Raw genomic sequence first — 23,725 nt, 5'->3', positions numbered from 1 at the left:
CTTGAAAATGACGAAGCTTGCGCTTCAATCAAAACTTGTAAAACTTTTTTTGCCTCATCGTTCAGTTTTCAAAGTTCGTCTATCGCTCAGTGGCGACTCAATTAATTTATCACGTCGGTTATCTCCGCGTCAACAACTTTTTTCACAAATTGTTTTACTGAAATAATCTTTTGTCGTGACAACGTTTATAACTATAATCTCTATTTCCCACATCGTCAATAGAATTATCGCAAATAATTAAAAAAAGTTGAGCCTCGTCTAATGAGGCCCAACCAATCAGTCTTTCGCAAGTGGAACATAACCCGTCCGTTCGACGAGAGTTTGGCCTTCTTCTGAAGTCATCCACTCGAGGAAAGGTTTGTATTGTTCGTAACGTTCCTCTGTCGTAATCGCATAGAACTCAGAGGTAATCGGATATGTACCATCAGCAATCGTTTCAACTGTAGGCGCGACCCCGTTCACTTGAAGCAACTTAATATCATGCTCTTTAATCATGTCAGACGCATAGTAGCGGAACGAGAAACCGATCGCATTTTTATGGTTTTTATAGGCTGCCGTCTGCTCGATGATGCCGCCCATACCTTCCGGGACATCCTCGACCAGGGCGTCCATCAACTCTTTTTCACCCATCATCCGCTGCAAGGCAGTCTGACTCCCGCTTCCTTCTGGCCGTTGGAAAGCACGAATCGAATCATCTTTTCCACCGACCTCTTTCCAATTACGGATATCCCCCGCATAGATTTGCTGAATCTCATCTAATCCAAGCGAATCGACGGGATTATCTTCATGCACGAAGAAGATGAACGCTTCGCGCCCGATCGGTGTCATCTTAAACTTGACGTCCTGACGCTCGGCCGCAGCGATTTGGCGATCTGACGGACCGGCCACGAATATGATATCCGCTTGTCCGTAGATCAATCGATCGTATGCTTCACCTGTTGTCGTCGAAACGACTCGACTGGCATCAGGACGATACGGGTCATAGTTCCCTGACGGATAAGTCGCCTCGACAAAAGCAGCGTAAAGCGGATAAAGCGCAGTCGCCCCATCAAGGCGTGGAATGTCCGCTCCAATTGTAAACGAGGCCGGAGCATCGAGTTTTGCCACATCAGATTCCGGCTGGAACGGTTTATAATCGAGCAACTCGACACCCCGTTCATCGATTCGAAGCCCCGCTGTATAAACGTAGTACCCTTTCACAGAACTAAAGAGCACGACACCGATGATCGTCCCAATCAATGCGACACGCTTGGTACGAGTTTTCGAAAGTGTTGAAAAATCATATAGCGCCATCATAAAAATTAGAAAAGCGGCCACATACCAAATCGTCCAAATAATCGGCCGGCCACCTTCAATCGGATTCCCCATCGTAAATATCGCGGTCACGAACGTTAAAACACCGGCCACAAGTATAATAAAAAAACTGCCTAACAAAAACTTCGAGATTTTCATCTATCTTACTATCTCCATTTCTAATTGTTCTATGAGATTTCGTAGGCAATCGCTTCGACGCCGACGCCTTTTGTCGGCCTCGCCACTGCGCGAACGTATCCTTTGCGTACAAGGAAACTGATGATGCTCCCCAAATCGACGCGAAGCTCCTGCAAGTCCGGATGCTCCATCAGTTCCGAGAACGGCCACGGTTCTTCTCGTTGTTGCATGGCTTGCAATAACAATAACGTCCCCGGCAACACTTTCGATTGAATCAAGTGTTCCATACCGATGATGACGAGGTGGATTCGTTGTTCAAGCGACTCGCCTCCACTCACTAATTCTTCGTGGAGTTTGTACACTTCTAAATCAAGTTTACGTACTTGCTTCCATAAAATGATCTCCGGATGGATTCCCGCCTCTAAAATCGATAGGCGTGCCAAGTGCGTCAACGCGTGATGAATTTGTGTAAAAGCATCTTGGTATTCGCCTTCCAAAAACAAACCGCGTCCATCCTCGAATCGTCTCAATAGTTTCGCAAAGGAGAGCGAGAGCTGCAGACGTTGCTCTTCATTCGAAAAGTTACGCAATCGCTGCCTAAGGTCCAATAAAAATTCATTACGTTCGAATAAAACCATTCCGTCTTCAATCCAGTGGATCGCCCGTCGGTTCTCATTCATCAAAATCCAACGGTCCATCATCGAATCACTGACGAGGTGAAGGACGATTTTCTCTTGCCCGATTTGATAGTGTTTGACTGTCCAAAATGGGTCGACTTTGGCTTCAATCACAATCAACAGCCGATCGGATTGATCGGTCAACGGATCTCGTGGTCGTTTTTTCTTCACTTCGATAATGCCGAGCGTTGTTTTCAAGGCTGCATATTCTGAATAAATTGTCCGAGTCGCATACTCCATTGTCACCTTGATCCCTTCTTTCTATTTGTGAACACCCGGTTCACCTGAAAATCTGGTCTGCTACGAAAATGATTCGCCTTCTTTATAAAATTCTCCTGCCAATGAGGACGTGAACTTCTCACCACTCTATAGATAAGATATAGTAAAGACAGACATGGAGGGATTACAAGATGAAAAAACGGGGGAATAAAATCAACCGCGCCCGTAACGTGGCGTTACTGCTCATTTTTGGCGGCATCGGGGTCATGTATCTAGGACTGCTCGCTAAAAGTATCACCTGGCTGATGATTATATTCATGTTGCTCGGTTTCTTGATGGTGTTATCAAGTTCAGCACTTTACTTCATCATTGGAATGGCTTCGACGAAAGCGATCATCGTCACGTGCCCTAACTGCGAGAAAGAGACGAAGATGCTCGGTCGTGTTGATTTATGTATGCATTGCGATGAACCGCTCACGATTGACCGATCACTCGAAGGTAAAGAGTTCGACGAAAAATATAATAAACGTCAATCCCAGCCTCAAGACTAAAAAACACATCCCTCGCAAGGATGTGTTTTTTAGTGCGTATGCGTTTGTTCCGACTGGCACGTCGGGCACGTTCCGTATACTTCAAGACGGTGACGATCGACTTTAAAGCCGGTCAACTGAGAAGCGACCGCTTCAATTTCGTCAAGCACCGGGTAATTGAAGTCGACGACTTTACCGCACGTGTCACAAATGATGTGATAGTGGCGGGACGTGACAAAATCAAACCGGCTCGAGGCGTCTCCGTAATTCATCTCTTGGACGAGTCCGATGTCTTTAAAGACGCGCAAGTTGTTGTACACAGTGGCGACGCTCATATTCGGAAATCGATCCGAAAGCGCCTTATAAATGTCATCCGCCGTCGGATGACTATGCTCCGTGACGAGGTACTCCAAAATGGCCTGGCGCTGAGGCGTCATTCTGACTCCATGTTCTCGGAGCGACTGAACAGCATGGTCAAGCATCTCGCTTCCCACGGCAATCCCTCATTTCTTCTATTAGAATTCATGCGAAATGTTAGTTAGAATTAACCTATTTCTTACATAGTAATCTTTATAAATAGTGTACTGATTTCTAAACCCTTCGTCAAACGTTGAGCTTAAGCGGTTGACGGCTATGATACAATAAGTGCGAATTTGTAAAAGGAGGCAATACATATGTCCACATCACCTACTCGTGAAAAATCAGACGTGTTGTACCAAGACGCGCTGACCCATATCGTCGGCGGCGTCAATAGCCCATCGCGCTCATTCAAGGCAGTTGGCGGCGGAGCCCCGGTCTACATGGACCGTGGCGAAGGTGCTTATTTCTATGATGTCGACGGCAATCGTTACATTGACTATTTGGCTGCTTATGGCCCAATCATCACAGGACATGCGCATCCACACATCCATAACGCGTTGATGACCGCGTCGGCGAAAGGACTCCTTTACGGGACCCCTCATGCGCTCGAAGTCGAGTTCGCCAAGAAACTGAAAGCTGCCATCCCATCGATGGATAAAGTCCGCTTCACCAATTCCGGGACGGAAGCCGTCATGACGACCATACGCGTTGCCCGCGCTTACACTGGACGCGAACTCGTCGTCAAGTTCAGCGGCTGCTATCACGGCCACTCAGACTTGATGCTCATCGCCGCAGGAAGCGGTCCGGCGACACTCGGCTCACCAGATTCTGCCGGTGTCACACGTGCGACCGCCAAAGAAGTCATCACCGTCCCGTTCAACGATGTCGACGCTTTCCGTGACATGATGAACGAATGGGGCGAACAAGTCGCTTGCGTCCTCGTCGAGCCAATCGTCGGAAACTTCGGCATCGTGGAACCGAAACCAGGTTTCCTCCAAGCCGTCAACGACATCACCCATGAACATGGCGCCCTCGTCATCTATGATGAGGTCATCACAGCGTTCCGCTTCACTTACGGTAGCGCGCAACAAGTGTACGGCATCGAGCCAGACATGACGGCACTCGGAAAAGTGATCGGTGGCGGATTGCCGATCGGTGCTTACGGCGGGAAAGCTGAAATCATGGAGACCGTCGCGCCGCTCGGCCCTGCATACCAAGCCGGGACGATGGCCGGAAACCCTGCTTCGATGGCGACCGGGATTGCCTGCCTTGAAGTGCTGGAGCAACCGGGTGTCTATGAGACGCTCGATGCCCTCGGAGCGCGTCTTGAAACCGGGATTCGCGAGGCTGCCCGAACTCATGGTGTGACGATCACCCTCAACCGATTGAAAGGAGCGCTCACGGTCTACTTCACAGACGAAATCGTCACCGACTACGACGGTGCGGAAAAGTCGGACGGTGAAGTGTTCGGCCGCTTCTTCAAGCTCATGCTTGAGAACGGCGTCAACCTGGCCCCTTCAAAATACGAGGCCTGGTTCTTGACGACGGAACATACGGAACAAGATATCGACGAGACGATCGCCGCGGTCAACCGCGCGTTCTCTCAATTGTAAGTAAACGGAGATGCCGCGGCATCTCCGTTTTTTTTAAAGGGATGGTCGAATCCAAAGCTGCTCGTAGCGCGGATGACCAAATATGTCGATCGGCACATCGCCGAGAAAGCTCGGGAATCGTCTTTCACGCGCCACATGATAGAGCGGGACGACATACGCCTGTTCGGTCACATAACGTTCGACTTCACGATGGAGACTCGGCCAGACGTCCAAATCGATTTGATGATACCGATCCATCATGTTCCGGAGCGTCGCGTCTCCGCAGAGCAACTTTCCGACAAGCGATAACTCGCTCGTCATGAACGCCAGAAACGCCAAGTCGAGATCTTCATTCATCATCTCGCCACAAAGGATGATGTCGGCGCGCCGGAGCGTCTCTTCCTCGAACAAAGCTGACAGCGTATAGACGTCGATTTCCACCGTGAAACCTGCGGTCGTCAATTGCCGTGCGAGTAACATGGCGTCTTCCGTCGCCGTCGCGTAAGGCAAATGCAAGAGACGAATCGGACGTGCATCGACGCGGCCTCCCGCTTCTCGTTCCACTTCTAGACTCGCTTCCGGAAAAAATCCGTGGGCGACTTGATGCCGCTCCCCGCCTAGTGCGACGAGTGCCGCCTTATCAATCGTATGGAGAATCGCTCGCCGAACGTCCGGTGCGTCTTTCAACCAAGAATGTCTCATGTTGAAAACGGCGTAACGAGCTCCTGCTTCGGCGATCCATTTCACGAGGCGATGGTCGTCACGCATGCTCCATTCTGCATGGTCCACCTCCGAGAACGTCACGAACTCGACGACATCTAACGAAGGCCGAGGACGCAAGCCGCGATCGAACGCTCGGAAACGCGTGACGTCTTCGGACACACGTTCGAGTTTGAACGGTCCTGTCCCAACCGTTCCTTCAAACCCTTTATACGAAATCGAAGCGGGCGTCTGGGACAAGAGTCGCTCGACGTAACCGCGATGCGCCGTTGTATGGATGTCGACGACATAAGGAGCAGGGGAGTCGACGCGCTCAATCGGAGCGAACAACCACCGTTGTTTGCCATATCGCAACAACCGGTTGAGTGAGTAGACGATATCGTTCGCCGAGAGCGACATCCCGTTATGGAACATCACTCCTTTCCGGATATATAAGCGAAAGCCGAAACGTGTCGTTTCTATATGATGGGCGAGCGATGGTCGGATAATCGCCCCGTCCCATTCGAACAAACGATCGAACAAATGACGAGCGAGCGACGCCTCCATCGCGATGTGGATGTCGAGCGGGTCGAGCGAGGCGAGCGCTCTCGTTCGCGGGAAGATGAAACGGTCCTCTTCCGTCTGTTCGAAACCGAAGCGCCCCCAGATGTGCGCCTGAATCTTTTCACGTAATAACGGCGGCCACTCCCATTCCAGCCATTTCGCCGCCTCGGCCATCGTGAGGCGGACGAACGAAGCTTCCACCCATTCCGTCAACTTCTGACCAAACGACGGCACGAACTGAATGATGGACTCATGTCCCCTTCCTTGGCCCGGCCGATATACGACCCACCCGGCCTGCGCCCACACTTTAATATCCCGCTTGATTTGCTTTTCACTATACCCCGTGGCGCTGACCGCTTCTCGTAACGTCACGTCTTGCCGATCCCGCTCGAGTGCGGAGCGATAAATGGCGACAAGCTTCGGATTCATCGGACTCCCCCTTTTAAAAGTGGACATCCCCACTTTATTTGTCTCTTTTTTCCAAGTGTAGTCCACGTTTAAAGTAGGTGCAAGGAGGTGCTCACATGAAATTTAAAGATTTTCCTACGAACGTCCGACTCCGACTCGTCTGCGGCTTTTTCATTCGCATCGTCGGTTCGGCGATCTTTCCATTTATGGCTTTATACTTTTCTGCAGAACTCGGTAAAATCGCAGCCGGGCTCATCATGACGTCTTTCGTCATCGTCGGGTACGTCACCGGCTTGTTTGGTGGGTACTTCTCGGACCGCTTCAATCGAAAACACGTCTTGCAAATCGGGCAAGTCGTTCAAATTCTATGCTTCATCGGCATGACGGTCGCGATTCACCCGTCGAACAACTGGGCGCTCGCCGTCGCCGTCCTTTACTTCGGTCATGCGATTTCAAACGGATTGAACTATCCAGCGCTCGAGGCGATCGTCATCGACTCGATGGAAGAATCGAATCGAAAAGCGATCTATGTGTATGACTATTGGCTCGTCAACTTGGCCATCGCCGGCGGGGTCATGCTCGGTGGGTTGTTCTATCGCGATCACCGCTTCGCCTTATTCGTCGGGATGACGCTCGTCTTGCTGATCACGACAATCGTGTTACAACGTTTTCTCGTCGATTCGTATGCCGGCAACCGCTCCACGCCGGCGAACCCAATCGTCGGGGTCATCCAAAACTATCGCATCGCCTTGGCCGATCGTCGTTGGATGCTGTTCGTCCTCGGCAGCATGCTCGTCTTCTCGACCGAGTTTCACATGGCGAACTATATCGGTGTCCATCTGGCCGAGACGTTTCAGGAACGATTGATTGCAGGTGTCCCGTTTGATGGCGTCCGCATGATGGCGTTCATGCAACTCGAGAACACGCTCCTCGTCGTCGCCATCACGTTCGCCGTCACCGCCTTCGTCAAACGCTTCCGCGAGAAACATGTGTTCTTTATCGGTCTTGCATTATACGTCACCGCGTTCGCGGCCATCACGTCGATGAACTCATTCTTCGTCTTGGCCGTCCTCGCCATCGTTTTCACACTCGGCGAGTTGCTCTATTCTCCGATTCGACAAGTGAAGCAAGTCGATTTGCTCGACCCGGAACGGCGCGCTTCGTACTTGGCTTTCGGGGGATTGACGTTTCACGGGGCAAAACTTGTGGCCGCTGCCGGCATCGTCGTCGGTGCGTTCATCGGTCCCGTCCTCATGAGCGGGTACATCTTCGCCTTCGGTGCCTTAGGGGGGTACTTGTATTACGTCTCCCTCTATAAGATGGAATCGGTCCGGAAACTGGCGGCATGACGTTTGAACTTTCGCTTGAGCGGTAACTAGCAAGAGAGAAGGAGGCGATTGTCATGCCAGCTATCGTTCTGTTCGACGGGGACTGCAACTTTTGTGATGCGAGTGTCCAATTCATTTTGAATCGCGATCCGAAAGGGAACTTCCATTTCGCATCGCTGCAAGCAGATACCGGGAAGATGTTGCGCGAACGCCATCGCATCCCTGACACGGTCGACAGCATTGTGTTGATCAAAGACGGGGTGCCTTATCTCAAATCTGATGCGGCGGTCCGGATTGCCGAAGGGTTAGACGGATCATGGCGCTGGCTACGTTTCGTCCGCTTGATTCCAAAGCCGTTACGCGACCTCGGGTATGATGTCATTGCAAAGAACCGCTATCAATGGTTCGGAAAGAAAGAGACGTGCAAACTGCCCACACCGGAAGAACGCAGCCGATTTCTCGACCAACAAAAGCCGCCGACTCCATGAGGAGGGCACTGAAAAACTTCAAATGTTTTTGAACAGAGGAGCGTTGTCCCGGAAGGGATGGCGCTCCTCTGTTTTCATTGCCCTTCAGCCGCCCTGTCCGGCACGCCGCTTTCCTGGGGGCGGGCGTCGAGCCGCATCGCGACGTCGTCGCTGCTGGGTCTCGCCTTGCCCGCTGATTCCCCGGGAGTCGGCGTGCCCTCGGGCGGCGCTGTACGCGTTTGGCATTTCGGACTATACTGACTGCAACACAGCGACCAACTCGACTATGAGCAGACGGATGAGTTCAAGGACTATCGCCGCAAGCGCTTCGCCATCGAGGCGAAAAATAGTCAACTGAAGAACCCGAAAGGTCTGGCGCGCAACAAGACTTCAGATCTGAAAGGCATGACGTTACAGGGCGTGATGGCAATCATCGCGGTCAACCTGAGCGAATCATTGCCCTTCGAAAAGAAAATACAGGATGAGGGCAAGAAAAAAGGGGGATTGTCTCGACGTGAGTCGGTTCAATCCCCCTTTTTTCTTTTCACGCTCGGATAGAGCGGAGGTTTTTCAGTGCCCTCCTCCATGAGTCGACAGTTTTTTCAGTCCATACACGTTAAATACGTCCAATGGCAATCCGGCATCGGTTGTGCCATGAAACTAACGCCAAGGTCATCGGCTCGGTGGATCGTCGTCCACGGTGCTTCCCCGACGCGGAGGTACACTTCATGGTGCGGGGACTGCGTATGCGTCCCGGACAGCTTGAACGTCGGCTGATTTTTAAGATGCGCCACGATCGTGTATTTGATGTCCGGCGCGATGACGAGTGGATTGCCGACCGAGTGTTGCAGGCGGTAACTCACCTCGTTCGGCTCGATGTCAACGTCTTCGAGGTACACTTGATCGACCGAGGCGACGTCCTCTCCCGTCAGTTGATGCCTCGCATTGAACGCACGCGTGACACCGGCATCCTTTTTGATGGAGACGATCGGAATGTCAGCTAGCCCTTCCACTTTCACTTCCGTCCGTGTCCGATATTCAGGCGCATGGACGTTGTAAGGGCGACCGTCCCCCTCGAAATACGGATGTGGCGACAGCAAGTTTGGATTCTTCAAACGCGGGGGCCGAATGAACGTCTGTACACGGAGCTGAATCTCGTCAACCGTTGCCGTCTCCGGACGATGCGGACTGACAAGGAAATACATGATGTACAGCTCTTGGTTTCGGCGTGTATCCGTAGTGAACTCTTTGGCAAGCGACATCGCTTTGCCGACGGCATGAATGAGTCGGGTGCCTGGTTTTTGATCGTATTTGACGGGACGCAACGCCCGTACCTCGTATGCGGTCGGCGCCTCTAGCGGCGTCTCATCGATGTACCCGGTACCGACGACTTCCGCAATACGACGCCCTCGGCGATAAATCGCATACGTCTCGACGTCAGGAATCGGGTCCCACTGCAAGTACGTCCCCGCTTGCGACACGACCGCCGCCGTCAAATGGCGGTTCCAATATAACTCATCTTCCGGATTGACCGCCGCCGTGTACAGCTTCGCCTCTTCCCCAGCCGCGTTCGTGATGCGATAAGCGACTTGTTCCCCGACCTTCGTGTCACGGTCGACATAATGATTGACCGACCCGTTGAAGACATCGATGCCGTTCCGCGTCACCGTCACTTCCCCTTCAAGCGACCATGACAGTTCCAAACCGTCACTGAGCGGCTTCACCGTGATCAATCCATCCCCGTTATGCATAGCATCATCCCCCTTTGTTCATGTCGTTTCCTCATTCCCGTCTACCTCATTTGGGAAACAAAAAAAGACTTCGAGTTGAACTCGAAGCCTCATTCGACGACAGCTAAATCTTGAATCATATACAGGTCGTAATACGCACCCCGGTGGCGCATCAATTCTTCATGCGTCCCGGTTTCCATGATTCGTCCGTTGTCGACGACGACGATCTTGTCTGCGTCCGTGATCGTCGAGAGACGGTGGGCGACGATTAACGTCGTCCGTCCTTTCGTCAGGCGTGCGAGCGAATCTTGAATCATCGCCTCACTCTCGAGGTCGAGCGCACTCGTCGCCTCATCGAGGATGATGATCGGCGGATGTTTCAAGAACACGCGGGCGATGGCGAGACGTTGTTTTTGTCCCCCTGACAGTTTGACCCCTTTCTCACCGACCGGTGTGTCGTACCCGTTCGGCAAGTTCGAGATGAACTCATGGGCGTTGGCTGCTTTCGCTGCAGCGATGACGTCCTCGTCTGACGCCTCCGGATTCCCCATCCGAATGTTCATCGCGACCGACTCACTGAACAGCACCGAATCTTGCATGACCATGCCGATTTGATCGCGGAGCGCGCGCAGCTTGAAGTCGCGCACGTCGACACCGTCGATCTTAATGCTACCGTCCGTTACGTCATAGAAGCGCGGAATCAAACTGACGAGCGTCGATTTCCCGCCGCCGGACATGCCGACGAAGGCGACCCGTTCCCCGGAACGGATGTGTAAACTCACGTCATGCAACGCGCGAGTGCCGTCCTTCTCATAAGCGAAGCTGACACGATTGAGCTCGATGTTTCCGGCCGTTTGGACCGGAACGAACGCTTGGCGTTTCTCTTCGATGTCATATGGTTCATCGAGAAATTCGAACACCCGGTCCATCGACGCGACCGATTGTGTGAGCGTCGTCGCCGAGTTGACGAGCCGTCCGAGCGGTGCATAGAGACGGTCGATGTAGGCGATGAAAGCGACGAGCGTCCCGAGTGATACGTCCCCTTGCAAGACGAGCCATGACGCCGTCGTGAAAATGAGGATCGGGGCGATGTCGGTGATCGTCGAGACGACGACGTACGTTTTCGCGTTCCATCCCGTATGACGGAGCGCCGCTTTCAAGAAGCCGCCGTTTTGCTCTTCGAACGCCTTGTTCTCATACGGTTCAAGCGCGAAGCTACGGATGACGGCCATCCCATTGACTCGTTCCGTCAAATGACCTTGAAGATCAGCGAGCGCCGCTGAACGTTCACGTGTCAAACGACGCAGGCGGCCGTAAAAGTAACGGACGGCAATCGCATAGAACGGGAGCGGCAAGATGGCGATGAGCGTCAGTTGCGGATCGATCGTATACATGATGGCAATGGCGATCAGGATCGTCACCATATCGAGCCAGATGTTCATGAGGCCGGTAATGACGAAGTCTTTCGTCTGTTCGACGTCGTTGATGATGCGCGAAATGATTTGACCTGTCTTGTTGTTCGAATAATAACGAAGTGATAATTTTTGCACGTGGTCGAACAAACGGTTCCGCACGTCAAACAAAATCCGTGTCGCCGCCCACTGTGCCAAGTATTGACGTATATATTCAATCGGCGGTTTCAAGACGAGAAAGATGAAGAAGATGATGCTGAACAGCCAGACGAGCTCCGTGTAATCAGCCGCCGGGTCCGGGTCTGTCAAATAGCTATCGATGACATATCGATAAAGTAACGGTAATCCGAGCGGAATCGAAAATTTCAAGATTCCGACGAAGATGGTGAGCGCAATCTGTTTCTTGTACGGCTTAACAAATTGCAAATAACGTTTAATACTACCCATAGTTCCTCCTTCAAGAAAAAAAGCGGAGATGAGTCATCATCTCCGGTAACGTGCTTCGTATTCGCGATACCATTCATCGACGAATGTTGGGTTGAACGGCCCTTTCCGTCCTCGAATCCAGTTGATAAGTTCTTGAACGTTCTGCTTCAAGATTCGATCAATCGCTTTCGGATAATTCATCTCGCGACGATGCCGCTCGTATTCATCCTCATCTAAAATCGTGTACGACATATCCGGGAACACCTTGATATCTAAATCGTAATCGATGTACTTGATGGCTCTTTCTGTCCCATCGAACGTTGTCGGCGAACCTAGATTACAGTAATAGTAAATCCCATCTTCGCGAATCATACAGATGACATTGAACCAAAAATCAGATGAAAAGTAGCAAATTGCCGGCTCTCGCGTTCTCCATTGCCGACCGTCTGACTCACTGACCATGATGCGGTCATTGAATCCGATCATATCCGTTTTTGACGACTGAAGGACGAGCGTTTCTTCCCAAACGCGATGCAAAGTTCCGTTGTGCTTGTAGCTCTGTATCTCGATCTTGCTACCTGCTTTGGGAAATAAGCTCATAAGCTCCTCCTTTCCGCTATGATGCTATACAATTCTCATATTTAATTATAGCGACTTTCAGAACCAATGAAAAAGGAAATCTCTTATTTTCACGAATTTAGTATGTTTTGGAATGCGGCGGCACGTGCTTTGAACATCGGACGTAGCACAAAGTATTCGACGAGCACAGACGGCACGTAACTGTCGAATGTGACTTCGTCGACCATGACGGCCTGTCCGGACTCCATTTCTACGCGATGAACGTGGCAAAAACGTCTGAACGGGAACGGCAATTTCACACCTTGATCACAAAATGCCTGAGAGCCGGTCAACGTGATGGCGCTATGCCACGGAAGTGCAACCGGACCGATTCCAACACGGAGCCGTACCTCATTCCCTTCCACTGTTGCCCCGTCCCCGAGAAGCGTCACTTGTGGAAACGAAGTCAACTCTGCCAACAAAGACGCGTCTTGAAGCAACGTCCAAAGCGTCTCGGGTGACGCGTCGAACGCTGTCCGTACGTTAAACTGTCTCATCCCTCGCACCTGCCATCTGTTCTAATTTTTGTTGGGCGACCGACACGCTCACCACATCGCGCCCACTTTCATCGAGCCACACCCAGTCACCTTCTGGCAACGTCTCGACCTCGTACAGATCGAGATACCAGACGATGTGTGAAAACACGTGCTTCACTTGTCCAACGTAGGTTCCGTTAAACTGTTCCCCCGTTCCACGCTCCGTAAGCGGATATTGCCACATTCCTGCCAGAAGACCGGTATCAGGTCGCTTCACGTAAGCGGTCCGTCCATCACGGCGGCAAAGGAGCGCATCATACATCTCGATGCGGGCCGCCCCTTTTTTCGTTTTGACTGGGAGTTCATCTTGGACGTTATGGGTATAGGCATAACAGTGATCTTGGACCGGACAGAGCGAACACATCGGATTTTTCGGCGTGCATACCGTCGCTCCGAGTTCCATGACGCCTTCGTTGAAATCAGAGGCATGACTTGGGTCCATAAGCCGCCGTACGACTTGTTCGAACCGTTTCCGTGTCTTGGGAAGAGCGATATCATCGTAAATCCCGAATTGACGGGACATGACGCGCATGACGTTTCCGTCGACGGCCGGTTCCGGTTGATTGTAAGCGATGGAAAGCACCGCCCCGGTCGTATACGGACCGACCCCTTTCAACTTCTCAAACCGTTCCTTCTCCTCTGGGACGATGCCGTCATAGACGGCGACCACTTCTTTGACCGCTGTATGGAGGTTGCGGACACGAGAATAGTAACCGAGTCCTTCCCAATACTTGACGACTTCTTCGGACTCGGCTGCCGCTAAGTCTTCGATTGTTGGGAAGCGTTCCATGAACCGGTTATAGTAAGGGATGACCGTATCGACGCGCGTCTGTTGTAGCATGACCTCGCTCACCCAAACCCGGTACGGATTTTTTCCATGTCGCCACGGCAAATCCCGTTTCTCACGGTTGAACCATGTCACTAAGTTTATGTTAAATTCATGAACATTATAATTTGTGAACAATTTATCAAGATCAAGCATTTTGTTTCCCCTCATTTTAAAAATATTGTATGATGTAATGGATCAGTTAACGCCGTTTTCATTTATGGAGGTGCTGAAGCACATTGGATACTGCTACTCACATTGGGATGGGGCTCGGCTTAAGTGCCCTAGCGACGCTCAGCCCGGAAGTGTCCGGCGACGCACAGATGTTTCTCGCCATGACAGCGACCGCACTCGTCGGTTCGCACGCTCCGGACTTCGATACTGTCTTCAAACTTAAAGGAAATAGCACGTATTTGCGCCAGCACCGCGGTCGTTCACATGGAATCACCGCACTCCTTGCTTGGCCGATCATCGTCAGCGCGGTCATTGGGACTGTGCTTGGCGTCAACCCCGCCACTTTATGGATCATGGCTCAAATCGCGGTACTGTTACACGTCACCGTCGACTTGTTCAACGCCTACGGGACGCAGGCCCTCCAACCATTCTCGAAGAAATGGATTGGCTGGGGCGTCATCGGGACGTTCGATCCGTACTTGTTCTCGGCCTATTACGGGGCATATGTATTATGGCTCATCACAGGGGCGACTGTCCCGATTTTTGCATTGCTCATTGCGCTTGTGATCAGTTATTACGCCATCCAGTTCAAGTTGCGTAATCGCGCTTTGGCCACGGTGGCGCGCCACTTCGCCGGAGCCCATGAGCTCTTCATCTCACCCGGGATCGGTTGGGACGACTGGCACGTCGCCGTCCGTTTCCGTGACGGATTAGGTGCCGTCAAAGTGAAAAAAGGGACAGTCATCGAATGCGGTCGTTTCCGTGACAAGCCGATGCCTGGAGAAGATGACCTTCATTTCGTCGAGGCGCGTAAAAATGCGGACCTTCAATCGTTTCTCGAGTTCTCGAAGATTCACACGTATACGGTCACACGCCATAACGGTATGATCGAGTATCGTTTCACGAACTTGCGTTATTTCTCGAAAGACATCTATCCGTTCGTCGCCGTCGTCATCGTCGACGAAGTGACGAACGAAGTGTTGTCGTCGTTCACAGGTTGGGTGTTCAGTGAAGAGAGCCTGCAAAAAAAATTGGCTTATGAATAAGAAAAAGTCGCTCCGCGGAGCGACTTTTTTTATGCCTCTGACTCCGTGAACTGGAGCTCGAAATCGAATTTCACTTTCTTATCGACGAGGACGCCGCCCGCTTCGAGCGCCTGGTTCCAAGTCAAGCCATAGTCTTCCCGGTTGATCGATCCATCCCCGGTGAAGGCGTGCTTCATGTTGCCCCACGGGTCCTTCGCGCTCCCTTCATACTCGACTTCGAACGTCTCTTCACGCGTCGTGCCGCGAATCGTCAAGTTGCCCGTCAACTCGAATTCACCACCGCCTTTTGAGCGGAACGACGTCGACTCGAACACGATGTCCTCGTGCTGTTCGACGTCAAAGAAGTCGCCAGACCGCAAGTGGTTGTCACGATCGCCATTGTTCGTGTCGATTGATGCCGCTTTAATCGTCACCTTCACACTCGCGTTCGCGAGATCATCCGGTTGCCCGTTCGCCTCGACGTGAAAGTCTTTAAACTCGCCTTTCACTTTCGAGATCATCATATGCTTGACGGTAAAGTTGATGGTGCTATGTGCCGGGTCGACTTGATACGTTTTTGCCATAAGTAGGTCCACTCCTTCAAATTTTGAATTCATTCTAGTATGGTGTTTACCACAAATCTTGACTTCAAAACATTTTATCGTAAATGTGACAAATTATTGTCGAAAAATTTTGACTTTTATCACAACTACCCGTTAGGATGAAAAAGGGAGCTATTTGCTTACTTAAAAATGTAAGCGCATACATAGATTCCCGATACTTTACGGAAAAGGGAGGAACGACCATGATTTATGAAGTCCCAAACTCGACAGGCACGAAAGTACACTTTAAAGACCGCTATGAGAACTACATCAATGGCAAGTGGACTGCGCCTGCCGGGGGAGAATATTTTGAGAACACCTCTCCGGTAAATGGTAAAGTTTTATGTGAAGTCGCCCGTTCGACAAAAGAAGATGTCGAACTCGCTCTAGACGCAGCCCATGCGGCCAAAGAGTCGTGGGGAAAAACATCGGTCACCGAGCGAGCCGTCATTTTGAATAAGATTGCCGATCGTATGGAAGAGAATCTTGAGATGCTCGCTTACGCGGAGACGTGGGAGAACGGAAAGGCCGTTCGTGAGACGCTCAACGCCGATCTTCCGCTCGCGATCGATCATTTCCGGTACTTCGCAGGTGTCATCCGCTCCCAAGAAGGCGGTATCAGTGAACTCGACAACGACACGGTCGCCTATCATTTCCAAGAACCGCTCGGCGTCGTCGCTCAAATCATCCCGTGGAACTTCCCGATTTTGATGGCCGTCTGGAAAGTCGCACCAGCCCTCGCCGCCGGAAACTGTATCGTCTTAAAACCAGCCGAACAGACGCCGTCTTCCATCATGGTGCTCATGGAATTGATTGAAGATTTACTTCCGCCGGGCGTCTTAAATATCGTCAACGGGTTCGGGCTAGAGGCCGGGAAACCGCTCGCCTCGAGCGACCGCGTCGATAAAGTCGCGTTCACAGGTGAGACGACGACAGGTCGCCTCATCATGCAATACGCGTCACAAAATATCATCCCGGTGACGCTCGAACTCGGCGGCAAATCACCGAACATCTTCTTCGCCGATATTATGGACGCAGATGACGACTTCTTTGATAAAGCGATTGAAGGACTCGTCATGTTCGCGTTGAACCAAGGCGAAGTGTGCACGTGTCCGTCACGCGCGCTCATCCATGAGTCGATTTATGAGCCATTCATGGAACGCGTCCTTGAACGTGTCAAAGCCATCAAGCTCGGCAACCCGCTCGACCCTGACGTTATGATGGGTGCTCAAGCCTCAAATGAGCAACTCGAGAAAATCTTGTCGTACCTCGAGATCGGTAAATCAGAAGGTGCCGAGTGCCTCATCGGCGGCGAGCGCAACGTGATGGATGGTGAGCTCGCGGACGGTTTCTACGTCCAACCGACAATCTTCAAAGGCCATAACAAGATGCGCATCTTCCAAGAAGAAATTTTCGGACCGGTCCTCTCAGTGACGACGTTTAAAGACGACGCCGAAGCGATCGCCATCGCCAATGACACGCTTTACGGCCTCGGCGCCGGTGTGTGGACACGTGACATGAACCGGGCTTACCGCTTCGGGCGTGACATTCAAGCGGGCCGCGTCTGGATCAACTGTTACCATCAATATCCGGCGCACGCTGCGTTCGGCGGCTACAAGATGTCAGGAATCGGCCGTGAGAACCATAAGATGATGCTCAGCCACTATCAACGGACGAAAAACATGCTCGTCAGTTACAGCGAACAAAAACTCGGGTTCTTCTAAGATGGTGAATCGCGTCGAGGCCACCCCCGCCACGCTCGCGCTTCTCGATCGACTGAAACAAAAGCATGGACCGCTTCTATTTCACCAGTCCGGCGGATGCTGTGACGGAAGTTCACCGATGTGCTTTCCCCAAGGTGAATTTCTTGTCGGTGATCACGACGTCTTACTCGGCGAAATCGGTGGTTGTCCGTTCTATATCCACGAGAAGCAATACGATTATTGGAAGCATACGCAACTCATTATCGACGTCGTCGATGGCAGAGGCGGCATGTTCTCCGTCGAAGGCGTCGAAGGGAAACGGTTTTTAAGCCGCTCCCGCGTCTTCACAGACGAGGAGCGGGCCGAGCTACAACAGTTGTGAACATCCTTTTACACCAGCCATTTCAACAGATGGCTGGTTTTTTCATTATTTTCTTTTTCACTTTTAAAATTCTGATTCCCACTCCATCTTAAAAACAGCTCTCTCATTTCTCGCCATCTTGTATAGTGAACATAGACAAGAAGGGAGCATGACGATGAGCCAATTATTGAACGACGTTCTCGGAAGTATATTCATCTCGTTACTCAGTTTCGCCGCCCCACTTTTTTTGATTTGTGGGACGATCGTGTATTCGAAAGTAAAGCGGTATAAGCAAAGTCAATATTATACACAGACCGGCCATCGCTACATGAAGGTCGTACAAGATATCGGGTTGTATGGCGAATATCGGTGCGTCGCTGAAATCGAGGCACGTCGGCTCGCCCCGCTCATCTTGACGAACCTATACTTACCTCATCCAACAAAGCGAGACCGCACGACAGAAATCGATGTAGTGTTCATCGACGAAAGTGGAATCCACGTCATCGAGTCTAAAAATTATAGCGGTTGGATTTTCGGACGAGAGCAGGACAGACAATGGACACAAACGTTATCCAATCGGAAGAAGTTCAAGTTCTACAATCCAATCAAACAAAACGAGCTCCACGTGCGGGCAGTCGAGCAAGCGCTCCAACTCGACCGGAGCTACTTACATTCTTGGATTGTGTTCAGTGACCGGTCGACGTTGAAACATATTGAATCGTCGACCGTGCCTGTGTTGAATCGTAAAACATGGGCGAAGCAGATGACGACCTCGCTTGAACCTCGATTGACAGCTGCCGAACGAATCGAGTTTTACGAACGACTCCTGCCTTATATGAACGCCAGTACTGAAGTCCAAGCAGCGCATATCGACGCCATCCAACAGCACAAGTCGCCGGTCGGTTAACGTTACCATGATCAAACCTCATGAAAAAGTCCCACTCACATTTTGAGCGGGACTTCTCTTATTTACTCTGCATTTTGAAGCGCAAGTACAACTCGTTGTAGTACGCGTTCATGCGCTTTCCTAAGTTTTCATACACCTCAAGCTCGTCCGTCACATCGCTCGATGGATAGAAGCGCTCGTCCGAGACGACTTCTTCATCCAAGAATTCGAGCGCGGCAACGTTCGGTGTCGAATAGCCGACGTAGTCGGTATTGCGTGCAGCGACCTCGGCATCGAGCATGAAGTCGATGAATTGATGCGCCCCCTCGACGTTCTGGGCCGTACTTGGGATGACGAGGTTGTCGAACCAGAGATTCGTCCCTTCTTCCGGGATGACGTACGTTAACTCTTCGTTCTCGTACATGATCTCCGAAGCGTCACCGGACCAGACGACGGCAGCCGCCGCTTCCCGGTTCGCCATGAGCATCTTGATCTCGTCCCCGACGATCGCTTTAATGTTCGGCCAAAGCGTCTCAAGTTTCTTCTCGGCCTCGAGCAGTTCGTCTCGATCGGTCGTATTGAGCGAATAGCCGAGTGAGTTGAGGCCGAAGCCCATCACTTCACGCGTTCCGTCCGCCAGTAAGATGTCGTTCTCGAGCGGCATGTCCCACAAGTCGTTCCACGACGTAATCTCACCGTCGACAAGTTCCGGGTTGTAGACGATGCCGACCGTTCCCCAAAAGTAAGGGACCGAATATTTATTTCCCGGGTCAAACGACTTGTCGAGGAAACGCGGGTCGATGTTATCGAAATTTTCAAGCTTACTGTAATCAATCGGGATGAGCAAGTCATCTTCAATCATTTTGCTGATGGCGTAATCCGATGGGACGGCGATGTCGTAGGCCGTTCCGCCTTGTTGGATTTTCGTGAGCATCGCCTCGTTCGAATCGAACGTTTGATAGATGACTTTCAAACCGGTCTCTTCTTCAAACTCATCAATCAACTCTTCATCGATGTAATCACCCCAGTTGTAGACGACGAGCGTATTGTCCCCGCCGAACCCCTGAGCCATGTTGATTTGATAAATCCAAAACAAGAGACCGAAGCTGACGACGACGGGCGTCGTCAACATGATGACCAATTTTTTCATCGTCTTACCTCCTTCGCCCCACGTCGTGCGAGTACGTAATACCCGATGACGAGCAGGAGCGTGAACAAGAACAGAAGCGTCGACAAGGCGTTGATCTCAAGCGAGATGCCTTGACGGGCCCGCGAGTATACTTCGACGGCAAGTGTCGCGAAGCCGTTACCAGTGACGAAGAACGTGACCGCGAAGTCATCGAGTGAGTACGTGAGTGCCGTGAAGAACCCGGCGAAGATGCCCGGCGTGATGTACGGCAAGATGACTTTCGTGAGCACATCCCACGTGCTCGCCCCGAGGTCGCGTGACGCATCGATGAGCGTCGGGCTCATCTCTTGCAACTTAGGCAAGACGAGGATAACGACAATCGGGACCGAGAAGGCGATGTGTGCCAACAGTACCGAATAGAATCCAAGCTGGATGCCAAGCATCGTGAACAAGATCAAGAACGACGCCCCGATGATGACGTCCGGACTGACGATCAACACGTTGTTGAGCGAGAGAAGCGACGTCTTCGTATACTTTTGTTTCGCCGTGTAAATGGCGAGCGCCCCGATGACACCGAGTATCGTCGAGATCGTCGCCGAAAGCAACGCGATCACAATCGTGTTCAAAACGATGACGAGGAGACGCGTATCCGTGAAGAGTGACGCATACCATTCGAGCGTGAATCCTTCGAATCCGCTCATCGTGCCGCCACTGTTGAACGAATAGACGACCAAATAGAGGATCGGCGCGTACAGAATGAAGAACACCGCCATCAAATACAAGTTGGCCAATTTGAATTTTTTTCGTTTCATCGGCGCACCGCTCCTTTCGCACCCCAGTCACGCGTGATGACCATGACGAGCACCATCGCCAAAATTAAGAACACGGCAATCGTCGAGCCCATGCCCCAGTTTTGTGTGACGAGGAATTGTTGTTCGATCGCCGTCCCGAGCGTGATGACACGGTTCCCGGCGATGAGGCGTGTGATCATGAAGAGGGACAGCGCCGGGATGAAGACGATTTGAATCCCGGATTTGACGCCGTCGAGCGTGAGCGGGAAGATGACACGACGGAACGTCGTCCAGTTCGAGGCCCCGAGGTCGCGCGATGCATCGACGAGCGACGGTGGCAACTTCTCGATGGCGTTGTAGACGGGCAAAATCATGAACGGGATGAAGATATAGACCGAGACGAACACAAAGCTGAAGTCCGTGAACAAGATTTGCTGTGTCCCGATTCCAATCGCCTCTAAAAACTGGTTCGTGATGCCGTACGTCCCGAAGATTCCAAGAAACGCATAAGCTTTCAACAACAGGTTGATCCACGAAGGCAAGATGATGAGCAGAAGCCATAGTTGCTTATGCTTCGTCTTCGTCAACAAGTAAGCCGTCGGATAGCCGATCAGGAGCGAGAAGAATGTAATTAAGAACGCGTACCAAAACGACGACAACGTCATCGTCAAATACGTCGACGTGAAGAAGTTACGATAGTTCTCTAAACTTAAGTTCCCTTCGATATCAAAGAACGAGTAATACAAGACAAGGAACAGCGGTGCGATGACGAACAAGGCGATCCACACCCAATACGTCGTCAAATAGACCGTCTTCGCCGTTTGACTAGTTCGATTCATGGGCGACCTCCTCGTACGATTCGAGGCGACGGTCAAACTCTTCCTCCGTCTCCCCTAGGCGCATGACGTGAATCGCTTCCTCGTCGAACGTGAGTCCGATTTTGGAGCCGACGACCGACTTTTTCGTCGAGTGGACGAGCCATTCGTTCCCTTCTTCGTCATAGCAGCAAATCTCGTAATGGACGCCACGGAACAGCTGTGAATCGACATCGACGACGAGTTTTGCCGCGTCAGTCGACGTCATCTCCAAATCTTCGGGGCGGATGATGACTTCGACGTTCTCATTGCGGTCGAACCCTTTGTCAACACAGTCGAACGTCTTCCCGGCGAACGTGACGATGTTGTCCTCGATCATGACGCCCGGCACGATGTTTGATTCGCCGATAAAGTCGGCGACGAAGCGGTTGATCGGTTCGTCATAAATATCGGTCGGCGTCCCACTTTGAACGACCCGTCCGTTGTTCATGACAAAGATCTCATCCGACATCGCGAGCGCTTCTTCTTGGTCGTGCGTGACGAAAATGAACGTGATGCCGAGACGTTGCTGGAGTTCACGGAGCTCATATTGCATCTCGGTGCGCAATTTCAAATCGAGCGCCGAGAGCGGTTCATCGAGCAAAATCACTTCCGGCTCGTTGACGATGGCACGCGCGATGGCGACACGTTGGCGCTGTCCACCTGACATCTCATCGATTTCTCGCGTCTCATAGCCGACCAAGTTAACGAACTTGAGCGCCTGCTCGACTTTCGTCTTGATGTCGGCCTCCTTCATCTTCTTGATGCGAAGACCGAAGGCGACGTTCTCGAACACGTTCAAATGAGGGAAAAGTGCATAGTCTTGAAACACCGTGTTCACTTGACGTTTATTCGCCGGTACGTCATTGATCCGCTTTCCGTCAAAGTGAATGTCTCCATTGGAAGCCTCGACAAACCCGGCGATCAGCCGGAGAATCGTCGTCTTTCCGCACCCGGACGGCCCGAGCAACGTATAGAACTTGCCTCGCTCAATCTCAAAACTGATGTTCTCTAAGACGACGGTATCGTCGTAGCGTTTCGACACGTTATCAAAACGGATAATCGTCTGTTCGTTCATGTCATTTCCTCCTTGTTCATAAATATGAATGTGTCGCGACGACTAGACATTCGGTCACGTCCTCGTAATCGTTGACGAGTTGGTGCGCGTCCGACGCGACATAGTAAAGTGTTTCACCGGCTTTGGCAAAATACGTATGGTTCCCAAGCTTCAAAGCGACGCGTCCCGATAACACATAGACGAACGTCTCCGAGCGCGAAGGCTCGTAACGCTTGAACTCACCGTGTCGGGCGAACGTCAGTAAAATCGGCTCCATCTCTTTCTCATTCGATTCCGGAATCAGCCACTCGGTCCGGTATTTCCGTTCCTCGTCGGCATAGACGGTCCGGTCGTCCTCGGTGTAGACGACTTTTTGAAAGATCTCTTCATCGAAAAACTCTTTCGGGGAACAGCCTAATACTTCTAATAAGTCAAAGAGTGTCTCAAGCGAAGGTGAACTCAAATCCCGCTCGATTTGAGAGATGTACCCTTTACTCAAATCGGTTCGTTCCGCCAACTCTTCTTGCGTCAATCCGTTTTTGACACGGAGACGCTTCATTTTTTGACCGACTTCCAAGTCGCGTTCCTCCTTTCGACTTTGCGGCAAGTTTAGTGAAAGATGATTCCAACTAAAGAAAGTTTATAAATACTTAACTACAAAGCAAACAAATAGCGCCTTTTATTATAACCAACTGTAACACGTTTGCAAGTAAAAAATCACGCCGATGTGGCGTGATTTTAATGGATGTCTCGTTTTGACATCAGATGCTTAAATTTCTCGTTTTTCGTTTGGAACAAATGCAGCTGAGGACCGTACGCATCGATTTGTTGGACGACGTACTGAAACGATTTCGCCTCCCCCGGATACGGTTCCCCGGCGCGGGCAAGCGTCGTTTCAAAATCCTCCCACAGCACTTCGACCCACGTTAACGCTTCAAGCTCGCTGAGGACATCGTTCTTTTCTTTTAAAATTTTGGCCAGACGCTCATATTGCTCAGACCGGTTCATGGCGTCACCTCTGACAGCTCAGAGAGCGGAATCGCATGCTCCATCACTTCGCCTTCAAACGTTCCCCATCCCATGACGCCGTTGACGAATTTCAAACGGAATGGGCGTTCGTTATAGTTGACGATATACGTCGTTCCTGGTTTGAACGACTTCGGATCGACCAAATAGCTTTCCGCGATGGCGATGCGACGCAACACGACCTCAATCTCGCTCACCATCCCCATTTGCTCGGCTTTGCGTTTCCGTTCATGGAGCGCCCGAATCTCTTGTTCGAGCTCATACTTCGATAAGTCACTCAATCGTTTTTCCATT

Annotated in this window: 26 protein-coding genes; 9 read left to right on the top strand and 17 right to left on the bottom strand. The window is 51.5% G+C overall.

Annotated elements, in window-relative coordinates:
- Positions 1-276: 276 nt before the first annotated feature.
- On the bottom strand, positions 277-1,386 hold the full coding sequence (locus L971_RS07930) for a PstS family phosphate ABC transporter substrate-binding protein (RefSeq protein ID WP_231557579.1): 1,110 nt from the start codon (positions 1,384-1,386) through the stop codon (positions 277-279).
- A gap of 95 nt (positions 1,387-1,481) precedes the next feature.
- The gene (locus tag L971_RS07925; RefSeq protein ID WP_024372413.1) at positions 1,482-2,348 is read right to left on the bottom strand and encodes a nucleotidyltransferase-like protein; all 867 of its coding nucleotides are present in this window, start codon (positions 2,346-2,348) and stop codon (positions 1,482-1,484) included.
- A 170-nt stretch (positions 2,349-2,518) separates the two neighbouring features.
- Here L971_RS07925 and L971_RS07920 point away from each other — a divergent pair, with 170 nt between their 5' ends.
- On the top strand, positions 2,519-2,878 hold the full coding sequence (locus L971_RS07920) for a YgzB family protein (RefSeq protein ID WP_029335857.1): 360 nt from the start codon (positions 2,519-2,521) through the stop codon (positions 2,876-2,878).
- Between the two features lie 29 nt (positions 2,879-2,907).
- Here L971_RS07920 and perR read toward each other — a convergent pair whose 3' ends face one another.
- On the bottom strand, positions 2,908-3,339 hold the full coding sequence (gene perR / locus L971_RS07915; RefSeq protein WP_167601166.1) for a peroxide-responsive transcriptional repressor PerR: 432 nt from the start codon (positions 3,337-3,339) through the stop codon (positions 2,908-2,910).
- 192 nt (positions 3,340-3,531) lie between these two features.
- Here perR and L971_RS07910 point away from each other — a divergent pair, with 192 nt between their 5' ends.
- Positions 3,532-4,830, top strand: coding sequence for a glutamate-1-semialdehyde 2,1-aminomutase (locus tag L971_RS07910; RefSeq protein WP_024372410.1), 1,299 nt, complete (start codon positions 3,532-3,534; stop codon positions 4,828-4,830).
- 33 nt (positions 4,831-4,863) lie between these two features.
- Here the strand turns inward: L971_RS07910 and L971_RS07905 are convergent, their stop codons facing one another.
- Positions 4,864-6,501: an ABC transporter substrate-binding protein gene (locus tag L971_RS07905; RefSeq protein ID WP_047375308.1), complete on the bottom strand. Its 1,638-nt coding sequence runs from the start codon at positions 6,499-6,501 to the stop codon at positions 4,864-4,866.
- Between the two features lie 95 nt (positions 6,502-6,596).
- Here L971_RS07905 and L971_RS07900 point away from each other — a divergent pair, with 95 nt between their 5' ends.
- The 3 genes from L971_RS07900 (at position 6,597) to L971_RS15285 (ending at position 8,833) form a co-directional block, all read left to right on the top strand.
- A complete protein-coding gene (locus L971_RS07900; protein ID WP_047375307.1) occupies positions 6,597-7,829 on the top strand; it encodes an MFS transporter in 1,233 nt (410 codons plus the stop codon).
- Between the two features lie 53 nt (positions 7,830-7,882).
- Positions 7,883-8,296, top strand: a complete 414-nt coding sequence (locus L971_RS07895; protein ID WP_047375305.1) for a thiol-disulfide oxidoreductase DCC family protein — start codon at positions 7,883-7,885, stop codon at positions 8,294-8,296.
- Positions 8,297-8,536: 240 nt separating this feature from the next.
- Positions 8,537-8,833, top strand: coding sequence for a transposase (locus L971_RS15285; RefSeq protein ID WP_156111512.1), 297 nt, complete (start codon positions 8,537-8,539; stop codon positions 8,831-8,833).
- A 44-nt stretch (positions 8,834-8,877) separates the two neighbouring features.
- Here the strand turns inward: L971_RS15285 and L971_RS07890 are convergent, their stop codons facing one another.
- The 5 genes from L971_RS07890 to mutY all read right to left on the bottom strand — a co-directional run bounded on the left by L971_RS07890 (position 8,878) and on the right by mutY (position 13,979).
- Positions 8,878-10,026 carry a DUF3238 domain-containing protein gene (locus tag L971_RS07890; RefSeq protein ID WP_047375303.1) on the bottom strand — a complete coding sequence of 383 codons (1,149 nt, stop codon included), beginning with the start codon at positions 10,024-10,026 and terminating at the stop codon, positions 8,878-8,880.
- Between the two features lie 89 nt (positions 10,027-10,115).
- Positions 10,116-11,864, bottom strand: coding sequence for an ABC transporter ATP-binding protein (locus L971_RS07885; protein WP_047375301.1), 1,749 nt, complete (start codon positions 11,862-11,864; stop codon positions 10,116-10,118).
- Between the two features lie 36 nt (positions 11,865-11,900).
- Positions 11,901-12,443 carry a DUF402 domain-containing protein gene (locus L971_RS07880; protein WP_047375299.1) on the bottom strand — a complete coding sequence of 181 codons (543 nt, stop codon included), beginning with the start codon at positions 12,441-12,443 and terminating at the stop codon, positions 11,901-11,903.
- Positions 12,444-12,532: 89 nt separating this feature from the next.
- Complete coding sequence (locus L971_RS07875) at positions 12,533-12,958, bottom strand: hypothetical protein (protein WP_029335870.1); 426 nt, start codon at positions 12,956-12,958, stop codon at positions 12,533-12,535.
- A complete protein-coding gene (mutY, locus tag L971_RS07870) occupies positions 12,945-13,979 on the bottom strand; it encodes an A/G-specific adenine glycosylase (RefSeq protein WP_047375297.1) in 1,035 nt (344 codons plus the stop codon). Before mutY ends, L971_RS07875 begins: the two co-directional genes overlap by 14 nt.
- A gap of 83 nt (positions 13,980-14,062) precedes the next feature.
- Between mutY and L971_RS07865 the strand changes: the two genes are divergently transcribed.
- Positions 14,063-15,043, top strand: coding sequence for a metal-dependent hydrolase (locus tag L971_RS07865; RefSeq protein ID WP_024372400.1), 981 nt, complete (start codon positions 14,063-14,065; stop codon positions 15,041-15,043).
- Between the two features lie 29 nt (positions 15,044-15,072).
- On the opposite strand, the gene L971_RS07860 is transcribed toward L971_RS07865, so the two are convergent.
- On the bottom strand, positions 15,073-15,606 hold the full coding sequence (locus L971_RS07860; protein WP_024372399.1) for a YceI family protein: 534 nt from the start codon (positions 15,604-15,606) through the stop codon (positions 15,073-15,075).
- Positions 15,607-15,827: 221 nt separating this feature from the next.
- On the opposite strand from L971_RS07860, the gene L971_RS07855 reads away from it, so the two are divergent.
- The 3 genes from L971_RS07855 (at position 15,828) to L971_RS07845 (ending at position 18,595) form a co-directional block, all read left to right on the top strand.
- The gene (locus tag L971_RS07855) at positions 15,828-17,348 is read left to right on the top strand and encodes an aldehyde dehydrogenase family protein (RefSeq protein WP_024372398.1); all 1,521 of its coding nucleotides are present in this window, start codon (positions 15,828-15,830) and stop codon (positions 17,346-17,348) included.
- Between the two features lies 1 nt (position 17,349).
- Positions 17,350-17,709: a DUF779 domain-containing protein gene (locus L971_RS07850; protein ID WP_024372397.1), complete on the top strand. Its 360-nt coding sequence runs from the start codon at positions 17,350-17,352 to the stop codon at positions 17,707-17,709.
- Between the two features lie 154 nt (positions 17,710-17,863).
- On the top strand, positions 17,864-18,595 hold the full coding sequence (locus L971_RS07845) for a nuclease-related domain-containing protein (protein ID WP_024372396.1): 732 nt from the start codon (positions 17,864-17,866) through the stop codon (positions 18,593-18,595).
- 58 nt (positions 18,596-18,653) lie between these two features.
- On the opposite strand, the gene L971_RS07840 is transcribed toward L971_RS07845, so the two are convergent.
- The 7 genes from L971_RS07840 to L971_RS07810 all read right to left on the bottom strand — a co-directional run bounded on the left by L971_RS07840 (position 18,654) and on the right by L971_RS07810 (position 23,724).
- Positions 18,654-19,724 (bottom strand): PotD/PotF family extracellular solute-binding protein, encoded by a 1,071-nt coding sequence (locus L971_RS07840; protein WP_024372395.1) that lies wholly within the window; start codon positions 19,722-19,724, stop codon positions 18,654-18,656.
- Positions 19,721-20,515 (bottom strand): ABC transporter permease, encoded by a 795-nt coding sequence (locus tag L971_RS07835; RefSeq protein ID WP_024372394.1) that lies wholly within the window; start codon positions 20,513-20,515, stop codon positions 19,721-19,723. The genes L971_RS07840 and L971_RS07835 overlap by 4 nt, the downstream gene beginning before the upstream one ends.
- Positions 20,512-21,333, bottom strand: coding sequence for an ABC transporter permease (locus L971_RS07830; protein WP_024372393.1), 822 nt, complete (start codon positions 21,331-21,333; stop codon positions 20,512-20,514). The genes L971_RS07835 and L971_RS07830 overlap by 4 nt, the downstream gene beginning before the upstream one ends.
- On the bottom strand, positions 21,320-22,426 hold the full coding sequence (locus L971_RS07825) for an ABC transporter ATP-binding protein (RefSeq protein ID WP_024372392.1): 1,107 nt from the start codon (positions 22,424-22,426) through the stop codon (positions 21,320-21,322). The genes L971_RS07830 and L971_RS07825 overlap by 14 nt, the downstream gene beginning before the upstream one ends.
- 16 nt (positions 22,427-22,442) lie before the next feature.
- Positions 22,443-22,982 carry a helix-turn-helix domain-containing protein gene (locus L971_RS07820; RefSeq protein WP_024372391.1) on the bottom strand — a complete coding sequence of 180 codons (540 nt, stop codon included), beginning with the start codon at positions 22,980-22,982 and terminating at the stop codon, positions 22,443-22,445.
- Between the two features lie 161 nt (positions 22,983-23,143).
- The gene (locus L971_RS07815) at positions 23,144-23,413 is read right to left on the bottom strand and encodes a YfhJ family protein (protein WP_024372390.1); all 270 of its coding nucleotides are present in this window, start codon (positions 23,411-23,413) and stop codon (positions 23,144-23,146) included.
- Positions 23,410-23,724, bottom strand: coding sequence for a YfhH family protein (locus L971_RS07810; protein WP_024372389.1), 315 nt, complete (start codon positions 23,722-23,724; stop codon positions 23,410-23,412). Before L971_RS07810 ends, L971_RS07815 begins: the two co-directional genes overlap by 4 nt.
- Position 23,725: the final 1 nt, after the last annotated feature.

It is taken from the genome of Exiguobacterium sp. ZOR0005 (genome assembly GCF_000798975.1).
In the GTDB taxonomy this organism is placed as follows: Bacteria; Bacillota; Bacilli; order Exiguobacteriales; family Exiguobacteriaceae; genus Exiguobacterium; species Exiguobacterium aurantiacum.
Note: the sequence above shows the minus strand (reverse complement) of the source record. Positions and strands in the feature narration are given on the sequence as shown.

Bases quoted from the DNA above. Each gene is read 5' to 3' on its own strand.
- L971_RS07815 (WP_024372390.1), bottom strand. From the start codon at position 23,413: ATGAACCGGTCTGAGCAATATGAGCGTCTGGCCAAAATTTTAAAAGAA.
- L971_RS07845 (WP_024372396.1), top strand. From the start codon at position 17,864: ATGAGCCAATTATTGAACGACGTTCTCGGAAGTATATTCATCTCGTTA.
- L971_RS07855 (WP_024372398.1), top strand. From the start codon at position 15,828: ATGATTTATGAAGTCCCAAACTCGACAGGCACGAAAGTACACTTTAAA.
- L971_RS07900 (WP_047375307.1), top strand. From the start codon at position 6,597: ATGAAATTTAAAGATTTTCCTACGAACGTCCGACTCCGACTCGTCTGC.
- L971_RS07925 (WP_024372413.1), bottom strand. From the start codon at position 2,348: ATGGAGTATGCGACTCGGACAATTTATTCAGAATATGCAGCCTTGAAA.
- L971_RS07920 (WP_029335857.1), top strand. From the start codon at position 2,519: ATGAAAAAACGGGGGAATAAAATCAACCGCGCCCGTAACGTGGCGTTA.
- L971_RS07875 (WP_029335870.1), bottom strand. From the start codon at position 12,958: ATGAGACAGTTTAACGTACGGACAGCGTTCGACGCGTCACCCGAGACG.
- L971_RS07840 (WP_024372395.1), bottom strand. From the start codon at position 19,724: ATGAAAAAATTGGTCATCATGTTGACGACGCCCGTCGTCGTCAGCTTC.
- L971_RS07905 (WP_047375308.1), bottom strand. From the start codon at position 6,501: ATGAATCCGAAGCTTGTCGCCATTTATCGCTCCGCACTCGAGCGGGAT.
- L971_RS07885 (WP_047375301.1), bottom strand. From the start codon at position 11,864: ATGGGTAGTATTAAACGTTATTTGCAATTTGTTAAGCCGTACAAGAAA.
- L971_RS07830 (WP_024372393.1), bottom strand. From the start codon at position 21,333: ATGAATCGAACTAGTCAAACGGCGAAGACGGTCTATTTGACGACGTAT.
- L971_RS07895 (WP_047375305.1), top strand. From the start codon at position 7,883: ATGCCAGCTATCGTTCTGTTCGACGGGGACTGCAACTTTTGTGATGCG.
- L971_RS07860 (WP_024372399.1), bottom strand. From the start codon at position 15,606: ATGGCAAAAACGTATCAAGTCGACCCGGCACATAGCACCATCAACTTT.
- L971_RS07890 (WP_047375303.1), bottom strand. From the start codon at position 10,026: ATGCATAACGGGGATGGATTGATCACGGTGAAGCCGCTCAGTGACGGT.
- L971_RS07810 (WP_024372389.1), bottom strand. From the start codon at position 23,724: ATGGAAAAACGATTGAGTGACTTATCGAAGTATGAGCTCGAACAAGAG.
- L971_RS07825 (WP_024372392.1), bottom strand. From the start codon at position 22,426: ATGAACGAACAGACGATTATCCGTTTTGATAACGTGTCGAAACGCTAC.
- L971_RS07910 (WP_024372410.1), top strand. From the start codon at position 3,532: ATGTCCACATCACCTACTCGTGAAAAATCAGACGTGTTGTACCAAGAC.
- L971_RS07880 (WP_047375299.1), bottom strand. From the start codon at position 12,443: ATGAGCTTATTTCCCAAAGCAGGTAGCAAGATCGAGATACAGAGCTAC.
- mutY (WP_047375297.1), bottom strand. From the start codon at position 13,979: ATGCTTGATCTTGATAAATTGTTCACAAATTATAATGTTCATGAATTT.
- L971_RS07835 (WP_024372394.1), bottom strand. From the start codon at position 20,515: ATGAAACGAAAAAAATTCAAATTGGCCAACTTGTATTTGATGGCGGTG.
- perR (WP_167601166.1), bottom strand. From the start codon at position 3,339: ATGCTTGACCATGCTGTTCAGTCGCTCCGAGAACATGGAGTCAGAATG.
- L971_RS07850 (WP_024372397.1), top strand. From the start codon at position 17,350: ATGGTGAATCGCGTCGAGGCCACCCCCGCCACGCTCGCGCTTCTCGAT.